The organism is Klebsiella indica (assembly GCF_005860775.1).
Taxonomy (GTDB): Bacteria; Pseudomonadota; Gammaproteobacteria; order Enterobacterales; family Enterobacteriaceae; genus Klebsiella; species Klebsiella indica.
In genome coordinates, this window is sequence record NZ_VCHQ01000019.1 from 62,793 (window position 1) to 79,955 (window position 17,163).

Sequence of the window (17,163 nt, forward strand, 5' to 3'; positions counted from 1 at the left end):
GGGGTTGCAAATGAATATTAATACATATAAAGTGAATTTTAATTCAGTAAGTGGCCTAAGCCATGTGAGGAAACCATGTCAGCGTTTTATCAGAAGCACTTTTTAAAGTTACTCGATTTTACCTCTGCCGAAATTACCTCCCTGCTTGAGCTGGCAGCCAGACTCAAAGCAGATAAAAAAAACAATATTGAAGTCCAGCATCTCATCGGCAAAAACATCGCGCTCATCTTCGAAAAAGACTCGACCCGTACCCGATGCTCTTTCGAAGTTGCCGCATACGATCAGGGCGCTCGCGTAACCTATCTTGGGCCAAGCGGCAGCCAGATTGGGCATAAAGAGTCCATTAAAGACACCGCCCGCGTGCTGGGACGCATGTATGACGGTATTCAGTACCGCGGCCACGGCCAGGAAATCGTAGAAACGCTGGCGGAATATGCGGGCGTTCCCGTGTGGAATGGATTGACCAATGAATTTCACCCCACGCAGCTGCTGGCGGATTTGCTGACCATGCAGGAACACCTGCCGGGCAAAGCCTTCAATGAGATGACGCTGGTTTACGCTGGCGATGCGCGTAATAACATGGGCAATTCCATGCTGGAAGCCGCCGCGCTGACGGGGCTGGATTTACGCCTGGTGGCTCCACAGGCATGCTGGCCGGATGCAAGCCTGGTCGCAGAGTGCAAAGCGCTGGCGCAAAAGAACGGCGGCAATATTACGCTGACTGAAGATATTGCAGCGGGTGTAAAAGGCGCGGACTTTATCTATACCGATGTCTGGGTATCGATGGGCGAAGCCAAAGAGAAATGGGCAGAGCGCATCGCGCTGTTGCGCGGTTATCAGGTAAATAGCGCGATGATGGCGCTGACCGGCAATCCGCAGGTGAAATTCCTCCACTGCCTGCCCGCATTCCATGACGATCAGACCACGCTCGGCAAACAGATGGCGGCGGATTATGGCCTGCACGGCGGAATGGAAGTAACCGATGAGGTCTTTGAATCTCCGGCCAGCATCGTATTTGACCAGGCGGAAAACCGCATGCACACCATCAAAGCGGTGATGGTGGCAACGCTGGCGAAATAATGATAATGCCTTATTTATCCGGTCTGCAGAATATACTCCCGCAGGCCGGATGAGGCGTTTTGCATCGCGCCCCCGGCAATACGTCTTATTCAACCAGCAGCTTCACGACCGCTTTGCGTACCTGAGCTGGCGCCCCCACGGCGCACAGCGGCTTATGGACTTCCCCGGGGTAAAAGACCACAAAATCGCCTTCATTCAGGATCACCGTTTTTTCCTCTGCCCCTTCAGGCAAAAACGCGATGTCTTTATCCGCCAGCCAGTCGGTTTCCGGCGCGCCCGCAGGCTGGGTGCTAAAGGTCATGCCTTCCTGCCCCTTTAATACGATCTGAATATCGAGATAGCGCCCGTGATACTCCGCACGACGCTTTTCGAACGGCTCGGTCATGTCTTCGGAAACCAGATAGAACAGGCGATTACCATCGATATCATGCTTACCGAGCGGGGTCGCATCGGTAACATGGGCTTTAATATAGTCAATAGCCTGACGCAGCTGTTCCGGTAGCCAGGGTTGCAGATTGTGGATGTTTCCGGCGATCATAATGCCTCCTAAAATATAAAACAGCTTTTCATTTTACGCTTTTATACCGCCCTTCCTGCTACCCTGCCACCCCTATTTAAGGGTTTTTTGCGTTAGCTCAGGAATATCCAGGCAAACGTTTACTTGTTTGTGGATTAATCACTTGATCCGAAATTTGAGCTGCGTATAATCGCGGACAATTTGCCGGGAGGAAGCATGACCTACTGTGTACGACATTCTGTCTTACCGCGTCTGAAAACAGGCGCTGGCGTAGCGTTTTTCTTTCCGTTGCTCAATAAAGTCTCTAAGCCCCTTATTTAAGGGGCTTTTTTTTGCCCAGGCGTCAGGAGATAAACATGGCTAACCCGCTATTTCAAAAACATATCATTTCCATAAACGATCTCAGCCGCGAAGACCTTGAACGGGTACTGGCGACCGCAGCCAAACTGAAAGCCAATCCGCAGCCAGAGTTGCTGAAGCATAAGGTGATTGCCAGCTGCTTTTTTGAAGCCTCTACCCGCACCCGTCTGTCGTTTGAAACTTCAATGCACCGGCTGGGCGCCAGCGTGGTGGGTTTCTCAGACAGCAGCAATACCTCGCTGGGCAAAAAAGGCGAAACCCTGGCCGACACCATCTCGGTGATCAGTACCTACGTCGATGCCATCGTCATGCGCCACCCGCAGGAAGGCGCGGCGCGCCTGGCGACAGAGTTCTCCGGCGGTATTCCGGTGCTTAACGCCGGTGATGGCGCTAACCAGCATCCGACGCAGACACTGCTGGATCTGTTCACCATTCAGGAGACCCAGGGCCGTCTGGAAAACCTCAACGTCGCGATGGTTGGCGACCTGAAATATGGTCGCACCGTCCACTCGCTGACCCAGGCGTTGGCCAAATTTAACGGCAACCGCTTCTACTTTATTGCGCCGGACGCGCTGGCGATGCCGCAGTACATTCTCGATATGCTCGACGAAAAAGGCATTGGCTGGAGCCTGCATAGCGCCATTGAAGAAGTGATAGAAGAGGTCGATATTCTTTACATGACCCGTGTGCAGAAAGAGCGCCTTGACCCGTCAGAATATGCCAACGTTAAAGCACAGTTTGTTCTGCGCGCAGCCGACCTGGAAGGGGCACGAGCCAATATGAAAGTGCTGCACCCGCTGCCGCGTGTGGATGAGATCACCACCGATGTCGATAAAACGCCGCACGCCTGGTACTTCCAGCAGGCAGGGAACGGCATCTTCGCCCGCCAGGCGTTACTGGCACTGGTATTGAATAGCGATCTGGCACTGTAAGGGGGAAAAAGAGATGACACACGACAATAAATTGCAGGTTGAAGCCATCAAACGCGGCACTGTTATCGACCATATCCCGGCGCAGGTCGGCTTTAAGCTACTGACCCTGTTCAAACTGACCGAAACGGATCAGCGCATCACCATCGGCCTGAACCTGCCTTCCGGTGAAATGGGCCGTAAAGATTTAATCAAAATCGAGAATACCTTCCTGACCGATGAACAGGTCAACCAGCTATCCCTGTATGCGCCGCAGGCAACGGTAAACCGTATCGATAATTATGAAGTCGTAGGCAAATCTCGCCCGAATCTGCCGGAACGCATCAACAATGTACTGGTGTGCCCGAACAGTAACTGCATCAGCCATGCCGAGCCGGTCGCTTCCAGCTTTGCGGTAAAAAAACGTGAAAATGATATTGCGCTGAAGTGCAAATATTGTGAAAAAGAGTTCTCACATAATGTGGTCCTGGCTAACTAATTGCGGTTGGTATTGCGTACCCGGCTGCCTATAATGGTCGGGTTTACCGCATCTTATCTTTTTGCATGTTGCGCTGTCGGCAACGAGAAAAGTTTGTATAACGACTTCATTATGCTGTTATTCAGGAGAACTCATGTCTAAAACTATTGCGACGGAAAATGCACCAGCAGCCATCGGCCCATACGTTCAGGGTGTCGATCTGGGTAACATGATCATCACGTCCGGCCAGATCCCGGTAGACCCGAAAACCGGCAGCGTAGCGGAAGATGTTGCCGCTCAGGCGCGTCAGTCTCTGGACAACGTGAAAGCTATCGTTGAAGCAGCCGGTCTGAAAGTAGGCGATATTGTTAAAACTACCGTTTTCGTAAAAGATCTCAACGATTTCGCCACCGTTAACGCCACATATGAAGCGTTCTTCACCGAGCATAACGCCACTTTCCCGGCGCGTTCCTGCGTGGAAGTCGCTCGCCTGCCGAAAGACGTGAAGATTGAGATCGAAGCAATCGCCATTCGCCGCTGATTGCCGACAGTGTGAAAAAATAGAGCCTCTGGCTGTAAAAAAGGCTGATGACAAACCGGATTTAAATATTGTGCTGGAATTTGGGCCGGGTGGCGCCTTACCCGGTCCGGGAGAGCAACAATATCACTATATTACGGTTTTTCGTCGGTTTTTTTCGGCTCGCGCAAACGAAGCGCCGCCGGCAATTGCTGAAGAACCCGCTTTGTCAGCAATCTGTATTACAGCCTCCGGCTGTAATACAGACCCGTTAAGCCCCCTTTCGGTGGATGTGCCGTAAATCAACGGCGGCATTTGCTATTTTCGCCAGGTTCACGCTCGTCCCCAACTCCCCGCTGCTCACTGCCAGCCGTAACGGCGGCTATAGAAGCCTTTCACCATCTGAGTCAGAGTCATATAACCTGCCAGAATGGCAATCAGCCACGGGAAGTAGCTCAGCGGTAGCGCCTGCAGTTGCAAATAGCTCGCCAGCGGCGAGAACGGTAGCGTCATCCCCACCACCATCACCAATAGCGTCATCACGATCAGCGGCCAGGCCGCACGACTCTGGATAAACGGGATCCGTCGCGTGCGGATCATATGCACAATCAGCGTTTGCGACAGTAGACCCACCACAAACCAGCCGGACTGGAACAGCGTCTGATGTTCCGGCGTATTGGCATGGAACACCCACCACATCAGGCAGAACGTCAGAATATCGAATATCGAACTGATCGGCCCAAAGAAGATCATAAAGCGCCCGAGGTCCGCCGGATTCCAGCGCTGCGGCTGTTGAATTTGCTCATCGTCAACGTTATCGAACGGAATCGCCACCTGGGAAACATCGTACAGCAGGTTCTGAATCAATAAGTGCAACGGCAGCATCGGCAAGAACGGCAGAAAGGCGCTGGCCACCAATACACTGAAGACGTTGCCGAAATTAGAACTGGCGGTCATTTTGATGTACTTGAGCATGTTGGCGAAAGTCCGGCGGCCTTCGATAACCCCCTCTTCCAGCACCATCAGGCTTTTCTCCAGCAAAATGATATCCGCCGCCTCGCGCGCGATATCCACCGCGCCATCAACAGAAATACCGATATCTGCCGCCCGCAGCGCCGGAGCATCATTAATGCCATCGCCCATAAACCCCACCACGTGCCCTTCGCGTTTCAGCAGCGTCACAATGCGCTCTTTATGCAGCGGAGTAAGGCGGGCAAACAGCGTAGTACGCTTTGCCAGCCCGGCAAGTTGATCATCGCTTAGCGCGTCAATCTGGCTGCCGATCACCACGTCGCCCGCTTCCAGTCCCACTTCATGGCACACTTTTGCCGCTACCAGCTCGCTATCGCCGGTGAGGATTTTCACCGTAATGCCGCTGGCCTTCAGCGCCTTAAGCGCCGGGGCGGTGGTCTCCTTCGGCGGATCGAGGAAAGCAATATAGCCTTCGAGGATTAAATCTGATTCATCCGCACGCCGGTAGTCGCCTTCGCGGGCGGGGAGGTATTTGCTCGCCACCGCCACTACCCGCAGCCCCTGACGGTTCAGCGTATCAGTAACCCGACGAATACGTCGCAGCATGGTTTCGTCCAGCGGTACGATTTCGCCGTTATAGCGCACCTGGGTAGAAACGTTGAGGATCTCCTGTAACGCCCCTTTGCAGATCAATTGATGGACGTTATCCTGCTCCTGCACCACCACCGACATGCGGCGGCGTTCAAAATCGAACGGGATCTCATCCACTTTTTGCCAGCGTGCCGCCAGACTCCGCGCCGACTCCAGCTCTACCCCCTCCAGCACTGCGGTATCCAGCAGGTTCTTCAGCCCGGTCTGGTAGTGGCTGTTCAGCCAGGCTGCGTGCAATACGCGTTCACTCACCTTACCCGACACATCCGTGTGATTCTCCAGCACAATTTTATCCTGAGTCAGTGTGCCGGTTTTATCGGTGCACAGAATATCCATCGCGCCAAAGTTCTGAATCGCGTCAAGGTGTTTAACGATAACCTTCTGTTTCGACAGTTTCACCGCCCCGCGCGCCAGCGTCGAGGTGACGATCATCGGCAGCATCTCCGGGGTCAGGCCAACCGCCACCGAAAGCGCGAACAGCGCCGCTTCCCACCAGTCGCCTTTGGTATAGCCGTTAATCAACAGCACGACTGGCGTCATCACCAGCATAAAACGGATTAACAACATACTGACCCGGCTGATGCCTTTCTGGAAAGCGTTAGGCTCGCTTTCCTGCTCGCTGACGCGCCCCGCCAGTTGACCAAACCAGGTGCCGCCGCCGGTGGCGAAAACCATGGCCTGCGCCGAACCGCTCACCACGTTCGTGCCCATAAAGCACAACGTGTCGCACTCCAGCGGATTTGTTTGTTGCGGGTCACGGGTGTGCGCCACTTTCTCGATCGGCAACGATTCCCCGGTCAGCGAGGCCTGCGCAACAAACAGATCGCGCGCCTGAATGACGCGCAGGTCAGCCGGGATCATATCTCCCGCCGAGAGTTTCACGATATCTCCCGGTACCACCTGGTCTATGGGCAGCTCACACCAGCGGCTTTCGCCCTGCTCATTCACCACCCGCAGCACCGTCGCGGTATTACTGACCATCGCTTTCAGGGCGTCCGCCGCTTTGGTCGAGCGGGCTTCCTGAATAAAATTGAGCAGCGTGGATATCCCTACCATTAGCGCGATCACCGCTGCGGCAAACAGATCTTCCGTCGAGTAGGAGACAATACCCAGAACGGTCAGCAGCAAGTTGAAGGGATTGCGATAACAGCTCCACAGGTGCACCCACCACGGCGATGGCTTCTGCGCCGGGATGTGGTTTGCGCCATACTGCGCGATTTTCTGCGCCACTTCACCTTCATTGAGCCCTTCCGGATGGCTGGCAAAAGCGTGCCAGAGCGCATTTTCATCCATGACTGCTACACTCAGGCACTGCTTGCCGAGAGAATCCGGGATTGGCGCGCTCGCCAGATGACGGGCATCAGGTAGCGGATCGCGTTGTACCAGACGACGCGGTAAATGGCGGCTAAGCTGAGCAAACAGTTGCCGGGTAAAATTTTTCAACATAAACAGTCCCTCCGCGCTCGCGCGAACGAACGCAGCATCACCGACAGACGCGCATAAACCTTACCTGTCAGGCATGTTATTTTTATGGCAAGGACATCAAAGACATCGCTGCTTTACGTTTTCCGGTAAAGCGGCGCAAAACAGGTTTACCGGAAAGAAAGGGGGCTCCATCGAGGATGAGGAGTGGGATCAGGGTCCATAAAATCTCCGGTAAATGAATACAAACGACACGAATGCTAAGAGCCTATCCCATTAGGGCTATTTTGCTTGTCATTTTGAACCTGGGCAGTGCTCAGAATCCTCACGTACTACGTGTACGCCCGGTTCTTCCGCGCTGGCCGTGTTCAAACTGTCTGCGCCAATAACGCCTGGTGGGATAGGCTCTAAAACTACCAATAACCGAGTCAGGGCTATTATGGTGATAATACCCTCGTGTCATTAAACCAGACGTAAACCAGGCTTTGCTCAACGTGGCTTCGTTGAGTAGCATTAGGCTCACTTTAAGCGGATCACAACGGGAACCCAGCATGCAAAACCGGCTGACCATCAAAGATATTGCGCGCTTAAGCGGCGTCGGGAAATCGACGGTATCGCGAGTGCTGAATAATGAAAGCGGCGTTAGCGAGCGCACCCGCGAACGGGTGGAAGCGGTGATGCAGCAGCACGGATTCTCCCCTTCGCGCTCTGCAAGAGCGATGCGCGGCCAGAGCGATAAGGTGGTGGCGATAATCGTCACCCGTCTGGATTCACATTCGGAAAACCTCGCCGTGCAAACCATGCTGCCCGCCTTTTACGAGCAGGGCTACGATCCGATTATGATGGAGAGCCAGTTCTCTCCAACGCTGGTTGAAGAGCATCTCGGCATACTCGCCCGGCGCAATATTGACGGCGTAGTGCTGTTTGGCTTTACCGGTATTCATGAAGAGATGCTTACTCCCTGGCGAGAGACGCTGGTGCTGCTGGCCCGCGATGCACCGGGGATCGCCTCCGTTTGCTATGACGACGAAGGGGCCATCAACATGCTGATGCAGCGTCTGTACGATCGCGGCCATCGCCATATCAGTTTCCTCGGCGTGCCGCATAGCGATGTGACAACCGGGCAACGCCGCCATCAGGCCTATATCCATTTCTGCGAGAAAAAGCATCTCTCCCCCCTTGCTGCCCTGCCGGGGCTGGGGATGAAACAAGGCTATGAAAACGTCGCCAGCGTGCTGACGACTGAGACCAGCGCGCTGGTCTGCGCCACCGATATGCTCGCCCTTGGATCCTGCAAATATCTTCAGCAGCAGGGAATTGACCATCTCCAGCTTGCCAGCGTCGGCAGTACACCGCTGATGACATTTCTTCATCCAGAGATCATCACTGTCGATCCCGGCTACGCCGAGTCCGGACGCCGGGCAGCCCGGCAGTTGATCGAGCAGATCGCCGGGAGCAGAGCGCCTCGTCAAATCGTGATTCCCGCCATCTTGAATTAGGCCCGTCTGCACGATTTATGTGATCTTCGCAGCGTTTCGGGAACGTTCCCATTTTGTAATTAAAGCGAACCGGTTAGGATCCGCCCCAAGTAAATACCCAACCTCTCCTCCCGGTCATGAGGCCTCATCATGAGTAAAGTTAACCAGCAGGATATAGATAAACTTATCGAACTGGTGGGCGGACGCGACAATATCGCCACCGTCAGCCACTGTATTACCCGTCTGCGTTTTGTGCTGAATAATCCCGCCATCGCCAGACCAAAAGAGATTGAACAGCTACGCATGGTGAAAGGCTGCTTTACCAACGCCGGGCAGTTCCAGGTGGTGATTGGCACCGATGTCGGCGATTACTATCAAGCGCTGCTGGCCACCACCGGGCAAGCCAGCGCAGATAAAGAGCAGGCCAAAAAAGCCGCCCGACAAAACATGAAGTGGCACGAACAGCTCATCTCACACTTCGCGGAAATCTTCTTCCCGCTGCTGCCCGCACTGATCAGCGGCGGCCTGATCCTGGGCTTCCGTAACGTCATCGGCGATCTGCCGATGAGCAACGGCCAGACGCTGGCGCAGATGCACCCGTCGCTGAAAACCATTTATGACTTCCTGTGGCTGATTGGCGAAGCGATCTTCTTCTACCTGCCGGTAGGTATCTGCTGGTCAGCGGTGAAGAAAATGGGCGGCACGCCGATCCTCGGCATTGTGCTGGGCGTCACCCTCGTCTCCCCGCAGCTGATGAACGCCTATCTGCTGGGCCAACAGGTGCCGGAGGTGTGGAACTTCGGTCTGTTTACTATCGCCAAAGTGGGCTATCAGGCCCAGGTTATTCCGGCGCTGCTGGCGGGACTGGCGCTCGGCTTTATCGAAATTCGCCTGAAACGCATCGTTCCTGACTATCTCTACCTGGTGGTGGTGCCGGTATGTTCCCTGATCCTCGCAGTATTCCTCGCCCACGCCTTTATTGGTCCATTTGGCCGCATGATTGGCGACGGCGTGGCCTGGGCCGTGCGTCATCTGATGACCGGTAGCTTCGCGCCGATTGGCGCCGCGCTGTTCGGCTTCCTGTATGCCCCGCTGGTGATTACCGGCGTCCATCAGACCACCCTGGCCATCGACATGCAGATGATTCAGAGCATGGGCGGTACGCCGGTCTGGCCGCTGATTGCGCTGTCTAACATCGCCCAGGCGTCAGCGGTCGTCGGAATCATCATCGCCAGCCGCAAACAAAACGAGCGTGAAATCTCCGTCCCGGCGGCCATTTCCGCCTATCTCGGCGTGACGGAGCCGGCGATGTACGGTATCAACCTGAAATACCGCTTTCCGATGCTGTGCGCGATGATCGGCTCCGGTCTTGCCGGACTGCTGTGCGGACTGAACGGCGTGATGGCCAACGGTATTGGCGTCGGCGGCCTGCCGGGTATTCTCTCCATTCAGCCGAGCTACTGGCAGGTCTACGCTCTGGCGATGGCCATTGCGGTGGTGGTGCCGATTATCCTGACGACGGTCGTCTATCAGCGTAAATTCCGCCAGGGCACCTTACAGATTGTCTGACTTCTTATTTTCGGGGCGCGCTGTCGCCCCTTGTCGTAGCAGGAACGCGAAATGAATACCCTTCCCCTCTGGTGGCAAAACGGCGTTATTTATCAAATCTATCCGAAGAGTTTCCAGGATACCACCGGTACAGGAACCGGCGATCTACGCGGCGTTATCTCACGTCTTGATTATCTGCAAAAGCTGGGCATTGACGCGATCTGGCTGACGCCATTCTACGTCTCGCCGCAGGTCGATAATGGCTACGATGTCGCCAACTATACCGCTATCGACCCGGCCTATGGCACGCTGGACGACTTCGACGAACTGGTTGCGCAGGCGCACAATCGCGGGATCCGTATCGTGCTGGATATGGTGTTTAACCACACCTCTACTGAGCATGCCTGGTTCCGGGAAGCGCTTAACAAAGAGAGTCCGTATCGCCAGTTCTATATCTGGCGCGACGGCGAACCAACCACTCCACCAAATAACTGGCGCTCTAAATTTGGCGGCAACGCCTGGCAGTGGCACGCTGCAAGCGAGCAGTATTATCTGCATCTGTTTGCCGTGGAGCAGGCGGATCTGAACTGGGAAAACCCGGCGCTACGCACAGAGCTAAAAAAAGTCTGCGAATTCTGGGCCGATCGCGGCGTCGACGGTCTGCGTCTGGATGTGGTCAATTTGATCTCCAAAGATCAGACTTTCCCGTCTGATACGGATGGCGATGGCCGCCGTTTTTATACCGACGGCCCGCGAGCGCACGAATTTTTACAGGAGATGAGTCGCGATGTTTTCGGACCGCGGAATCTGATGACGGTAGGGGAAATGTCCTCCACCTCGCTGGAGCATTGCCAGCGGTATGCGGCGCTGGATGGCGGCGAATTGTCGATGACCTTTAACTTTCACCATCTGAAGGTGGACTATCCCGGCGGTGAGAAGTGGACGCTGGCGCGCCCGGATTATGTGGCGCTGAAATCGTTGTTCAGCCACTGGCAGCAGGGGATGCACAATCGCGCATGGAACGCGTTGTTCTGGTGTAACCACGATCAGCCGCGCATTGTTTCCCGCTTTGGCGACGAAGGCGAATACCGCGTCCCGGCGGCGAAAATGCTGGCGATGGTGCTGCACGGCATGCAGGGCACCCCCTATATCTACCAGGGTGAAGAGATAGGCATGACTAACCCGCACTTTACGCGCATTACCGATTATCGCGACGTAGAGAGCCGCAATATGTTTATTGAACGTGCGGCCCAGGGGCAGAGCGCCGATCAACTGCTGGCGATTCTGGCCAGCAAATCCCGCGATAACAGCCGTACGCCAATGCAGTGGAACAGCGGCGAAAACGGCGGCTTCAGCGCGGGCAAACCGTGGATTGCGCTGTGCGATAATTATCGTGAGATCAACGTCGACGCGGCGCTGGCTGACCCGGAATCGGTCTTTTATACCTATCAACAGCTGATTACGTTGCGTAAAAGCACGCCGGTACTGACCTGGGGTGATTACCAGGATTTGCTGCCAGCACATCCTTCGCTATGGTGCTATCGCCGTCAATGGCAAGGGCAAACGCTGGTTGTCGCCGCTAACCTGAGTCGTGAATTCCAGTCCTGGCGAGCGGAAGGCATAGCAGGTGAATGGCAGGTGCTAATGAGCAACTATGCCGAAGCAGCCAATCGCCCCTCGGACATGCTCCTGCGTCCATTTGAAGCAGTATGGTGGTTACAGGAGTAAGTGGCGCCCCCGGTAGCGATGTTACCGGGGATGCTGATCCCTCCGCCCCGCCTGAATTTGACCATTCCTTTACCTGCAATCTACATGCTCCCCGAGCGGACGCAAATTATGCTTAATTTATAAGCAGATAAATTTACATTTAGCGCTAGCGCCCATCATCTGTACTCTCATCTTTTTACTTTGTCCTGCATCAATAAAATTGCAAACATCTTTGATGCAAAGCACTATATATAGAACTTAAAATGCCACCCGGCCCCACATATTGTATTAATAGTCTATTATGTCACCACAACCCGTCGTTCGTTGGTGGTGGTGGGATGTGGATAAAAAGGGCCAGGATCGGAGGAAAACAGCAGTAGCTATAGCGCCTCGGGACGCTGGTTGACCTTCCGCCTCTGTGGATAACCTGTTCTATAAAAGTATGGAGTGATCATGACACCGCATGTGATGAAACGCGATGGCTGTAAAGTACCGTTTAAGTCAGAGCGCATTAATGATGCAATTCTACGTGCAGCTAAAGCAGCGGGAGTCGATGACGCAGACTATTGCGCCACCGTCGCAGAAGTCGTTAGCCAACAAATGCAGGGCCGCGCCCAGGTTGATATCAACGAGATCCAGACCGCCGTTGAGAATCAGCTGATGTCCGGTCCGTACAAGCAGCTGGCGCGCGCCTACATTGAATATCGCCATGACCGTGATAGCCAACGTGAAAAGCGCGGCCGTCTGAACCAGGAAATTCGCGGCCTGGTTGAGCAGACCAATTCGGCATTACTCAATGAAAACGCCAATAAAGACAGTAAAGTCATCCCGACCCAGCGCGACCTGCTGGCGGGCATCGTCGCCAAACATTACGCCCGTCAACACCTGCTACCGCATGACGTGGTTATGGCGCATGAACGCGGCGTTATCCACTATCATGACCTCGACTATTCTCCGTTCTTCCCGATGTTCAACTGTATGCTGATCGATCTGAAAGGCATGCTGACCAACGGCTTTAAGATGGGGAACGCTGAGATTGAACCGCCGAAATCCATCTCTACCGCGACGGCGGTAACGGCGCAGATTATCGCTCAGGTCGCCAGCCATATTTATGGCGGTACGACCATTAACCGTATCGATGAAGTGCTGGCGCCGTTCGTTACCGCAAGCTTCAATAAGCATCGTCAAATTGCTGAAGAGTGGCAGATCCCCGATGCGGAAGGTTATGCCCGTTCGCGTACGGAAAAAGAGTGTTACGACGCCTTTCAGTCGCTGGAATATGAAGTGAATACCCTGCATACCGCCAACGGTCAGACGCCGTTCGTTACCTTTGGTTTCGGCCTCGGCACCCGTTGGGAATCGCGTCTGATTCAGCAATCCATTCTGCGTAACCGCATCGCCGGTCTGGGTAAAAATCGCAAAACGGCGGTGTTCCCGAAACTGGTGTTCGCGATTCGCGACGGTCTGAACCACAAATTCGGCGACGCGAACTACGATATCAAACAGCTGGCGCTGGAGTGCGCCAGCAAACGCATGTATCCGGATATCCTCAACTACGATCAGGTAGTGAAAGTCACCGGCTCGTTCAAAACCCCGATGGGCTGCCGCAGCTTTCTCGGCGTGTGGGAAAACGAAAATGGCGAGCAGGTGCACGATGGCCGCAATAACCTCGGCGTGATCAGCCTCAACCTGCCGCGCATCGCGCTGGAAGCCAAAGGCGACGAGACGGCATTCTGGAAACTGCTGGATGAACGTCTGCAGCTGGCGCGTAAGGCGCTGATGACCCGTATCGCCCGTCTGGAAGGGGTGAAAGCCCGCGTCGCACCGATTCTGTATATGGAAGGCGCCTGCGGCGTGCGTCTGAAAGCGGACGACGATGTTGCCGAAATATTTAAAAACGGCAGAGCGTCGATTTCTCTCGGCTATATCGGCATCCATGAAACCATCAATGCGCTGTCCGGCAACAAGCATATCTACGATAGCGAAGTGTTGCGCGAGAAAGGCGTCGCCATCGTTCGCCGTCTGCGTGAAGCGGTAGATCAGTGGAAGGAAGAAACCGGCTACGGTTTTAGCCTGTACAGTACGCCAAGCGAAAACCTCTGCGATCGTTTCTGCCGTCTGGACACCGCTGAGTTCGGCGTGATTGAAGGGGTGACGGATAAAGGCTATTACACCAACAGTTTCCACCTCGACGTGGAGAAAAAGGTTAATCCGTACGACAAAATCGATTTTGAAGCGCCCTACCCGCCGCTGGCTAACGGGGGCTTTATCTGCTACGGCGAATACCCGAATATCCAGCACAACCTGAGAGCGCTGGAAGACGTCTGGGATTACAGCTACCAGCACGTTCCCTATTACGGTACCAATACGCCAATCGACGAGTGTTACGAGTGCGGTTTTACCGGCGAGTTCGAGTGTACCAGCAAAGGTTTCACCTGCCCGAAATGCGGTAATCACGACGCGACTCGCGTATCGGTAACCCGCCGGGTATGCGGTTATCTCGGCAGCCCGGACGCCCGTCCGTTCAATGCCGGTAAGCAGGAAGAAGTGAAGCGCCGCGTGAAGCATCTGGGCAACGGGCAGATCGGTTAATTCCAGGTGGTTTAGCCCCTCACCCTCTCCCCAAGGGGGAGAGGGGATCAATTAGTAGCCGTTTGACCATTCAAGAGCCGCTCCCGCATCGCGCCGCAAAGCGCTTTTTCTCCAGGGCTACCGCCACTATATGGGTTTCCTCAAATCAGTTGGCGTTGTAGCAAGGCGGCAAGCGAGCAAGTCCTGGGGGACTTACTGAAGTAAGTGACCTGGGCGCACGAGCGCAGCCAACGCCGCTACAGCGTCAAATGAGAAGAGGAAACAATGAATTACCATCAGTACTACCCAGTAGATATCGTGAACGGCCCCGGCACCCGCTGCACGCTATTTGTCTCCGGCTGCGTGCACGAGTGCCCCGGCTGCTATAACAAAAGTACCTGGCGGCTGAACTCCGGCCTGCCGTTCACCACCGAGCTGGCAGACCGAATCATTGCCGATCTCAACGATACGCGGATCAAACGCCAGGGAATTAGCCTCTCAGGCGGCGATCCGCTACATCCGCAGAACGTACCGGAGATCCTCAAACTGGTTCAGCGCGTTCGCGCCAAGTGCCCTGGCAAAGATATCTGGGTGTGGACCGGCTATAAGCTGGCGGAACTGAACGCCGCCCAGATGCAGGTGGTGGATTTAATCAACGTGCTGGTTGATGGTAAATTTGTGCAGGATCTCAAAGACCCGGCGCTCATCTGGCGCGGCAGTAGCAACCAGGTTGTGCACCACCTGAGATAGCCGCTGGCCACAACCGTTTATTTGCTTTTCAGTAGACGTGACGTGCGGATCTTGCAAACGATACTCAAAATCGGCTGACGCATTCCATCGCCACCGTTTTAAACTCATCAAAGCTGCGGGTGACGGCAAGGCGGGCCATCGCGCGTTCACGCAGAAAAGTGACAAAAATATCGTAGATCGCCATCGCTTCTTCATACTCGCTTTTACTGATGGCAAGCAGGAAAATGATATGCGCAGTTTCATCGCCCCAGGCAATGCCGTGCGGCGCGATCACCGTGTAGACGACGGTCTTTTTCGCCAGCAGGCCGAGGGCGTGCGGCAGCGCGATACCATCGCCGAGCATCGTGCTGACGATAGCCTCTCTCTCCACTACCGAATCATGAAACTCCGCATCAACAAATCCCTCCTGCTGTAATTGCTGACACAGCGTGGCAAACAGCGTCTGCTGATCCAATGGGGTATAAACCACCTGAAAGTGGGCTTCATCAAAATACTTATTCAGCATCCACGGACGGGTGCGATCCACCAGCACCAGTTTGCCGATTTGCTCAAGCTGATAATCGGTAGGGAATGGGGCGATAGTCACCACCGGTTTCTCTTTTTCGCTGATACGCACGGTGGAAATAACGAAATCCTCCGTCACCTCCTTTCGCTGTTCATATTCACGCTGCGAGATCGTGGCGGCAATTTGCAACTGCGGATATTTTCGCTGCAAAATAGCTTCAATCATCCGCACCATTGCGTTGCTGGTATCGCATACCAGCAGCACCTGCGGCTGACGCTGGTAGCCAATATTATAGTGACGCTCCAGCCCGACGCCGATATGCAGTACCAGAAAACCAATCTCATTTTCACTGATGGCGTAGGGAGTATATTTTCCCCAACTGGATACCGCCGCCAGAGTCATATCCCAGGCCATCGGGTAGTGCTGTTTGATGTTGTCGAGCAATGGGTTGGGGATCATTATCTGGTAGCGTACGCGGGTGATCATGGTCTTAATATGGGTCAATAAATCCGCGCGTAGCTGAGCATCGTCCAGCAGATTATAATTATATTGCTGATTGATATAACGCAGGATGTAATTCACCAACGCTTCGTCGTCGTCAGCGCTGATTGTCCCCGGATCGACGTCCTGCACCTGACGAGCGGCAAAGTGTACGCAGAGCCACTCCTCTTCCGCTGGTGCAAATGGTTTCCCCGCTAACTTTTGCATCACACTGGCCAGTTCACTGGCGGCATCGCGCACATTTTGTTCCACATCTTCAGCACAAAAATCCGCCAGCGGATATCCCTCTCTCACCCGGCGCACGGCAACCGCGCCATACAGGCAGATAAAGCGTTCCCCCGCATCCGTCAGGCGCACATGATGGCGGGTTAACGTTTCCTGCAACACGCCTTCCAGCAAGGTCGGTACACTGACATCAAACGCTTCCTCGCAGATCTGTGGGTTCAGCGGTCCCTGCTGACTTAATTCCCACAGCAAATCGGTCAGACAGGCGCGAACAGAGACTTCACTACCGAAAAGCTTCATGCCATGGCGCGGACGGGTTTCCAGGGTGAGCTGATAACGCTGAAAATGCTCGCGGACATCAGCCATATCCCCCTGCAAGGTAGCACGGCTGACGAACCACACATCGGCCAAATCCTCCAGTTTGATAGAAAAGGCGGATGTCAAAAAGCGCACCAGCAAAAAATGGATACGATCTGCCGCGGTACGCGGGATGTGCTGCGTTTTCGGCGCGCTCTCTTTCAGGGCCTGATAGCGCAATGGATCGTTAATCACCAGCTGATAACCGCTACCGCGAGTAAGAATAAACTGTGCGCCGTAACGCAACAACAGCGCGTTTAACGCGGTGATATCCGCGCGCACAGTGCGCGTAGAAACCGACAGCCGCTGCGCCAGTTCCTCCTGCGGCAGCGTTTCGTTTTGCAACAGAGTAAACAGCTGCGCTAAACGTTGATTGGGAAATCGCATGTCAGTTCCTTTTTCTTACGACTCAAGGTTGAGCGGATATCACCATCTGCAACGGACTGCTGGCCGGAGTCCAGGGGGAAGATTAGCCTGCCATTCTTTGGCGTAACGATAAAGCGGTACAGACCTTCTTTGTCAGGATTGTAAGCGTCAAGGGTTTGTGCGGCAGCGCCGGCTCCAGGCAGAGACAGTAAAGCAACAAGCAGATAATGAGCGGTTAGCATGGTGACTC

General features: G+C 54.5%; 16 protein-coding genes and 1 pseudogene. 11 read left to right on the top strand and 6 right to left on the bottom strand.

Annotated elements, in window-relative coordinates; all coding sequences use genetic code 11:
- Window positions 1–10 precede the first annotated feature (10 nt).
- Both argL and argF read left to right on the top strand, forming a co-directional pair.
- The gene (gene argL, locus FE839_RS25125) at window positions 11–106 is read left to right on the top strand and encodes a putative translational regulatory protein ArgL (RefSeq protein WP_374043487.1); all 96 of its coding nucleotides are present in this window, start codon (window positions 11–13) and stop codon (window positions 104–106) included.
- Entirely contained in the window at window positions 76–1,080 is a 1,005-nt protein-coding gene (gene argF / locus FE839_RS15165) for an ornithine carbamoyltransferase (RefSeq protein WP_138361635.1), read from the top strand. The genes argL and argF overlap by 31 nt, the downstream gene beginning before the upstream one ends.
- A gap of 85 nt (window positions 1,081–1,165) precedes the next feature.
- Here argF and FE839_RS15170 read toward each other — a convergent pair whose 3' ends face one another.
- Together FE839_RS15170 and FE839_RS24890 are read right to left on the bottom strand one after the other, a co-directional pair.
- Entirely contained in the window at window positions 1,166–1,618 is a 453-nt protein-coding gene (locus FE839_RS15170; protein WP_138361636.1) for a YhcH/YjgK/YiaL family protein, read from the bottom strand.
- 141 nt (window positions 1,619–1,759) lie between these two features.
- Window positions 1,760–1,834, bottom strand: a pseudogene (locus FE839_RS24890) (hypothetical protein); the annotation flags it as partial.
- Between FE839_RS24890 and FE839_RS15175 the strand changes: the two are divergent.
- From FE839_RS15175 to ridA, 4 genes are all read left to right on the top strand, one after another.
- The gene (locus FE839_RS15175) at window positions 1,814–1,918 is read left to right on the top strand and encodes a pyrBI operon leader peptide (protein ID WP_138361637.1); all 105 of its coding nucleotides are present in this window, start codon (window positions 1,814–1,816) and stop codon (window positions 1,916–1,918) included. The pseudogene FE839_RS24890 and the gene FE839_RS15175 overlap by 21 nt on opposite strands.
- A gap of 35 nt (window positions 1,919–1,953) precedes the next feature.
- A complete protein-coding gene (gene pyrB / locus FE839_RS15180; RefSeq protein WP_138361638.1) occupies window positions 1,954–2,889 on the top strand; it encodes an aspartate carbamoyltransferase in 936 nt (311 codons plus the stop codon).
- A gap of 13 nt (window positions 2,890–2,902) precedes the next feature.
- The gene (pyrI, locus tag FE839_RS15185) at window positions 2,903–3,364 is read left to right on the top strand and encodes an aspartate carbamoyltransferase regulatory subunit (RefSeq protein WP_138361639.1); all 462 of its coding nucleotides are present in this window, start codon (window positions 2,903–2,905) and stop codon (window positions 3,362–3,364) included.
- A gap of 133 nt (window positions 3,365–3,497) precedes the next feature.
- The gene (gene ridA / locus FE839_RS15190) at window positions 3,498–3,884 is read left to right on the top strand and encodes a 2-iminobutanoate/2-iminopropanoate deaminase (RefSeq protein WP_138361640.1); all 387 of its coding nucleotides are present in this window, start codon (window positions 3,498–3,500) and stop codon (window positions 3,882–3,884) included.
- A gap of 336 nt (window positions 3,885–4,220) precedes the next feature.
- On the opposite strand, the gene mgtA is transcribed toward ridA, so the two are convergent.
- Together mgtA and mgtL are read right to left on the bottom strand one after the other, a co-directional pair.
- On the bottom strand, window positions 4,221–6,929 hold the full coding sequence (gene mgtA / locus FE839_RS15195; RefSeq protein WP_138361641.1) for a magnesium-translocating P-type ATPase: 2,709 nt from the start codon (window positions 6,927–6,929) through the stop codon (window positions 4,221–4,223).
- Window positions 6,930–7,075: 146 nt separating this feature from the next.
- The gene (mgtL, locus tag FE839_RS25130; protein ID WP_221887633.1) at window positions 7,076–7,129 is read right to left on the bottom strand and encodes a mgtA regulatory leader peptide MgtL; all 54 of its coding nucleotides are present in this window, start codon (window positions 7,127–7,129) and stop codon (window positions 7,076–7,078) included.
- A 327-nt stretch (window positions 7,130–7,456) separates the two neighbouring features.
- Here mgtL and treR point away from each other — a divergent pair, with 327 nt between their 5' ends.
- The 5 genes from treR to nrdG all read left to right on the top strand — a co-directional run bounded on the left by treR (window position 7,457) and on the right by nrdG (window position 14,959).
- Window positions 7,457–8,404, top strand: coding sequence for a trehalose operon repressor TreR (treR, locus tag FE839_RS15200; RefSeq protein WP_138361642.1), 948 nt, complete (start codon window positions 7,457–7,459; stop codon window positions 8,402–8,404).
- A gap of 129 nt (window positions 8,405–8,533) precedes the next feature.
- Window positions 8,534–9,952: a PTS trehalose transporter subunit IIBC gene (gene treB, locus FE839_RS15205; protein ID WP_138361643.1), complete on the top strand. Its 1,419-nt coding sequence runs from the start codon at window positions 8,534–8,536 to the stop codon at window positions 9,950–9,952.
- Window positions 9,953–10,003: 51 nt separating this feature from the next.
- The gene (gene treC / locus FE839_RS15210) at window positions 10,004–11,659 is read left to right on the top strand and encodes an alpha,alpha-phosphotrehalase (protein WP_138361644.1); all 1,656 of its coding nucleotides are present in this window, start codon (window positions 10,004–10,006) and stop codon (window positions 11,657–11,659) included.
- Window positions 11,660–12,091: 432 nt separating this feature from the next.
- The gene (gene nrdD / locus FE839_RS15215; RefSeq protein ID WP_138361645.1) at window positions 12,092–14,230 is read left to right on the top strand and encodes an anaerobic ribonucleoside-triphosphate reductase; all 2,139 of its coding nucleotides are present in this window, start codon (window positions 12,092–12,094) and stop codon (window positions 14,228–14,230) included.
- Window positions 14,231–14,494: 264 nt separating this feature from the next.
- The gene (nrdG, locus tag FE839_RS15220) at window positions 14,495–14,959 is read left to right on the top strand and encodes an anaerobic ribonucleoside-triphosphate reductase-activating protein (RefSeq protein WP_138361646.1); all 465 of its coding nucleotides are present in this window, start codon (window positions 14,495–14,497) and stop codon (window positions 14,957–14,959) included.
- 64 nt (window positions 14,960–15,023) lie between these two features.
- Here nrdG and FE839_RS15225 read toward each other — a convergent pair whose 3' ends face one another.
- Entirely contained in the window at window positions 15,024–16,934 is a 1,911-nt protein-coding gene (locus FE839_RS15225; protein WP_138361647.1) for a BglG family transcription antiterminator, read from the bottom strand.
- Window positions 16,910–17,155 (bottom strand): hypothetical protein, encoded by a 246-nt coding sequence (locus FE839_RS25135; protein WP_138361648.1) that lies wholly within the window; start codon window positions 17,153–17,155, stop codon window positions 16,910–16,912. The genes FE839_RS15225 and FE839_RS25135 overlap by 25 nt, the downstream gene beginning before the upstream one ends.
- Window positions 17,156–17,163: the final 8 nt, after the last annotated feature.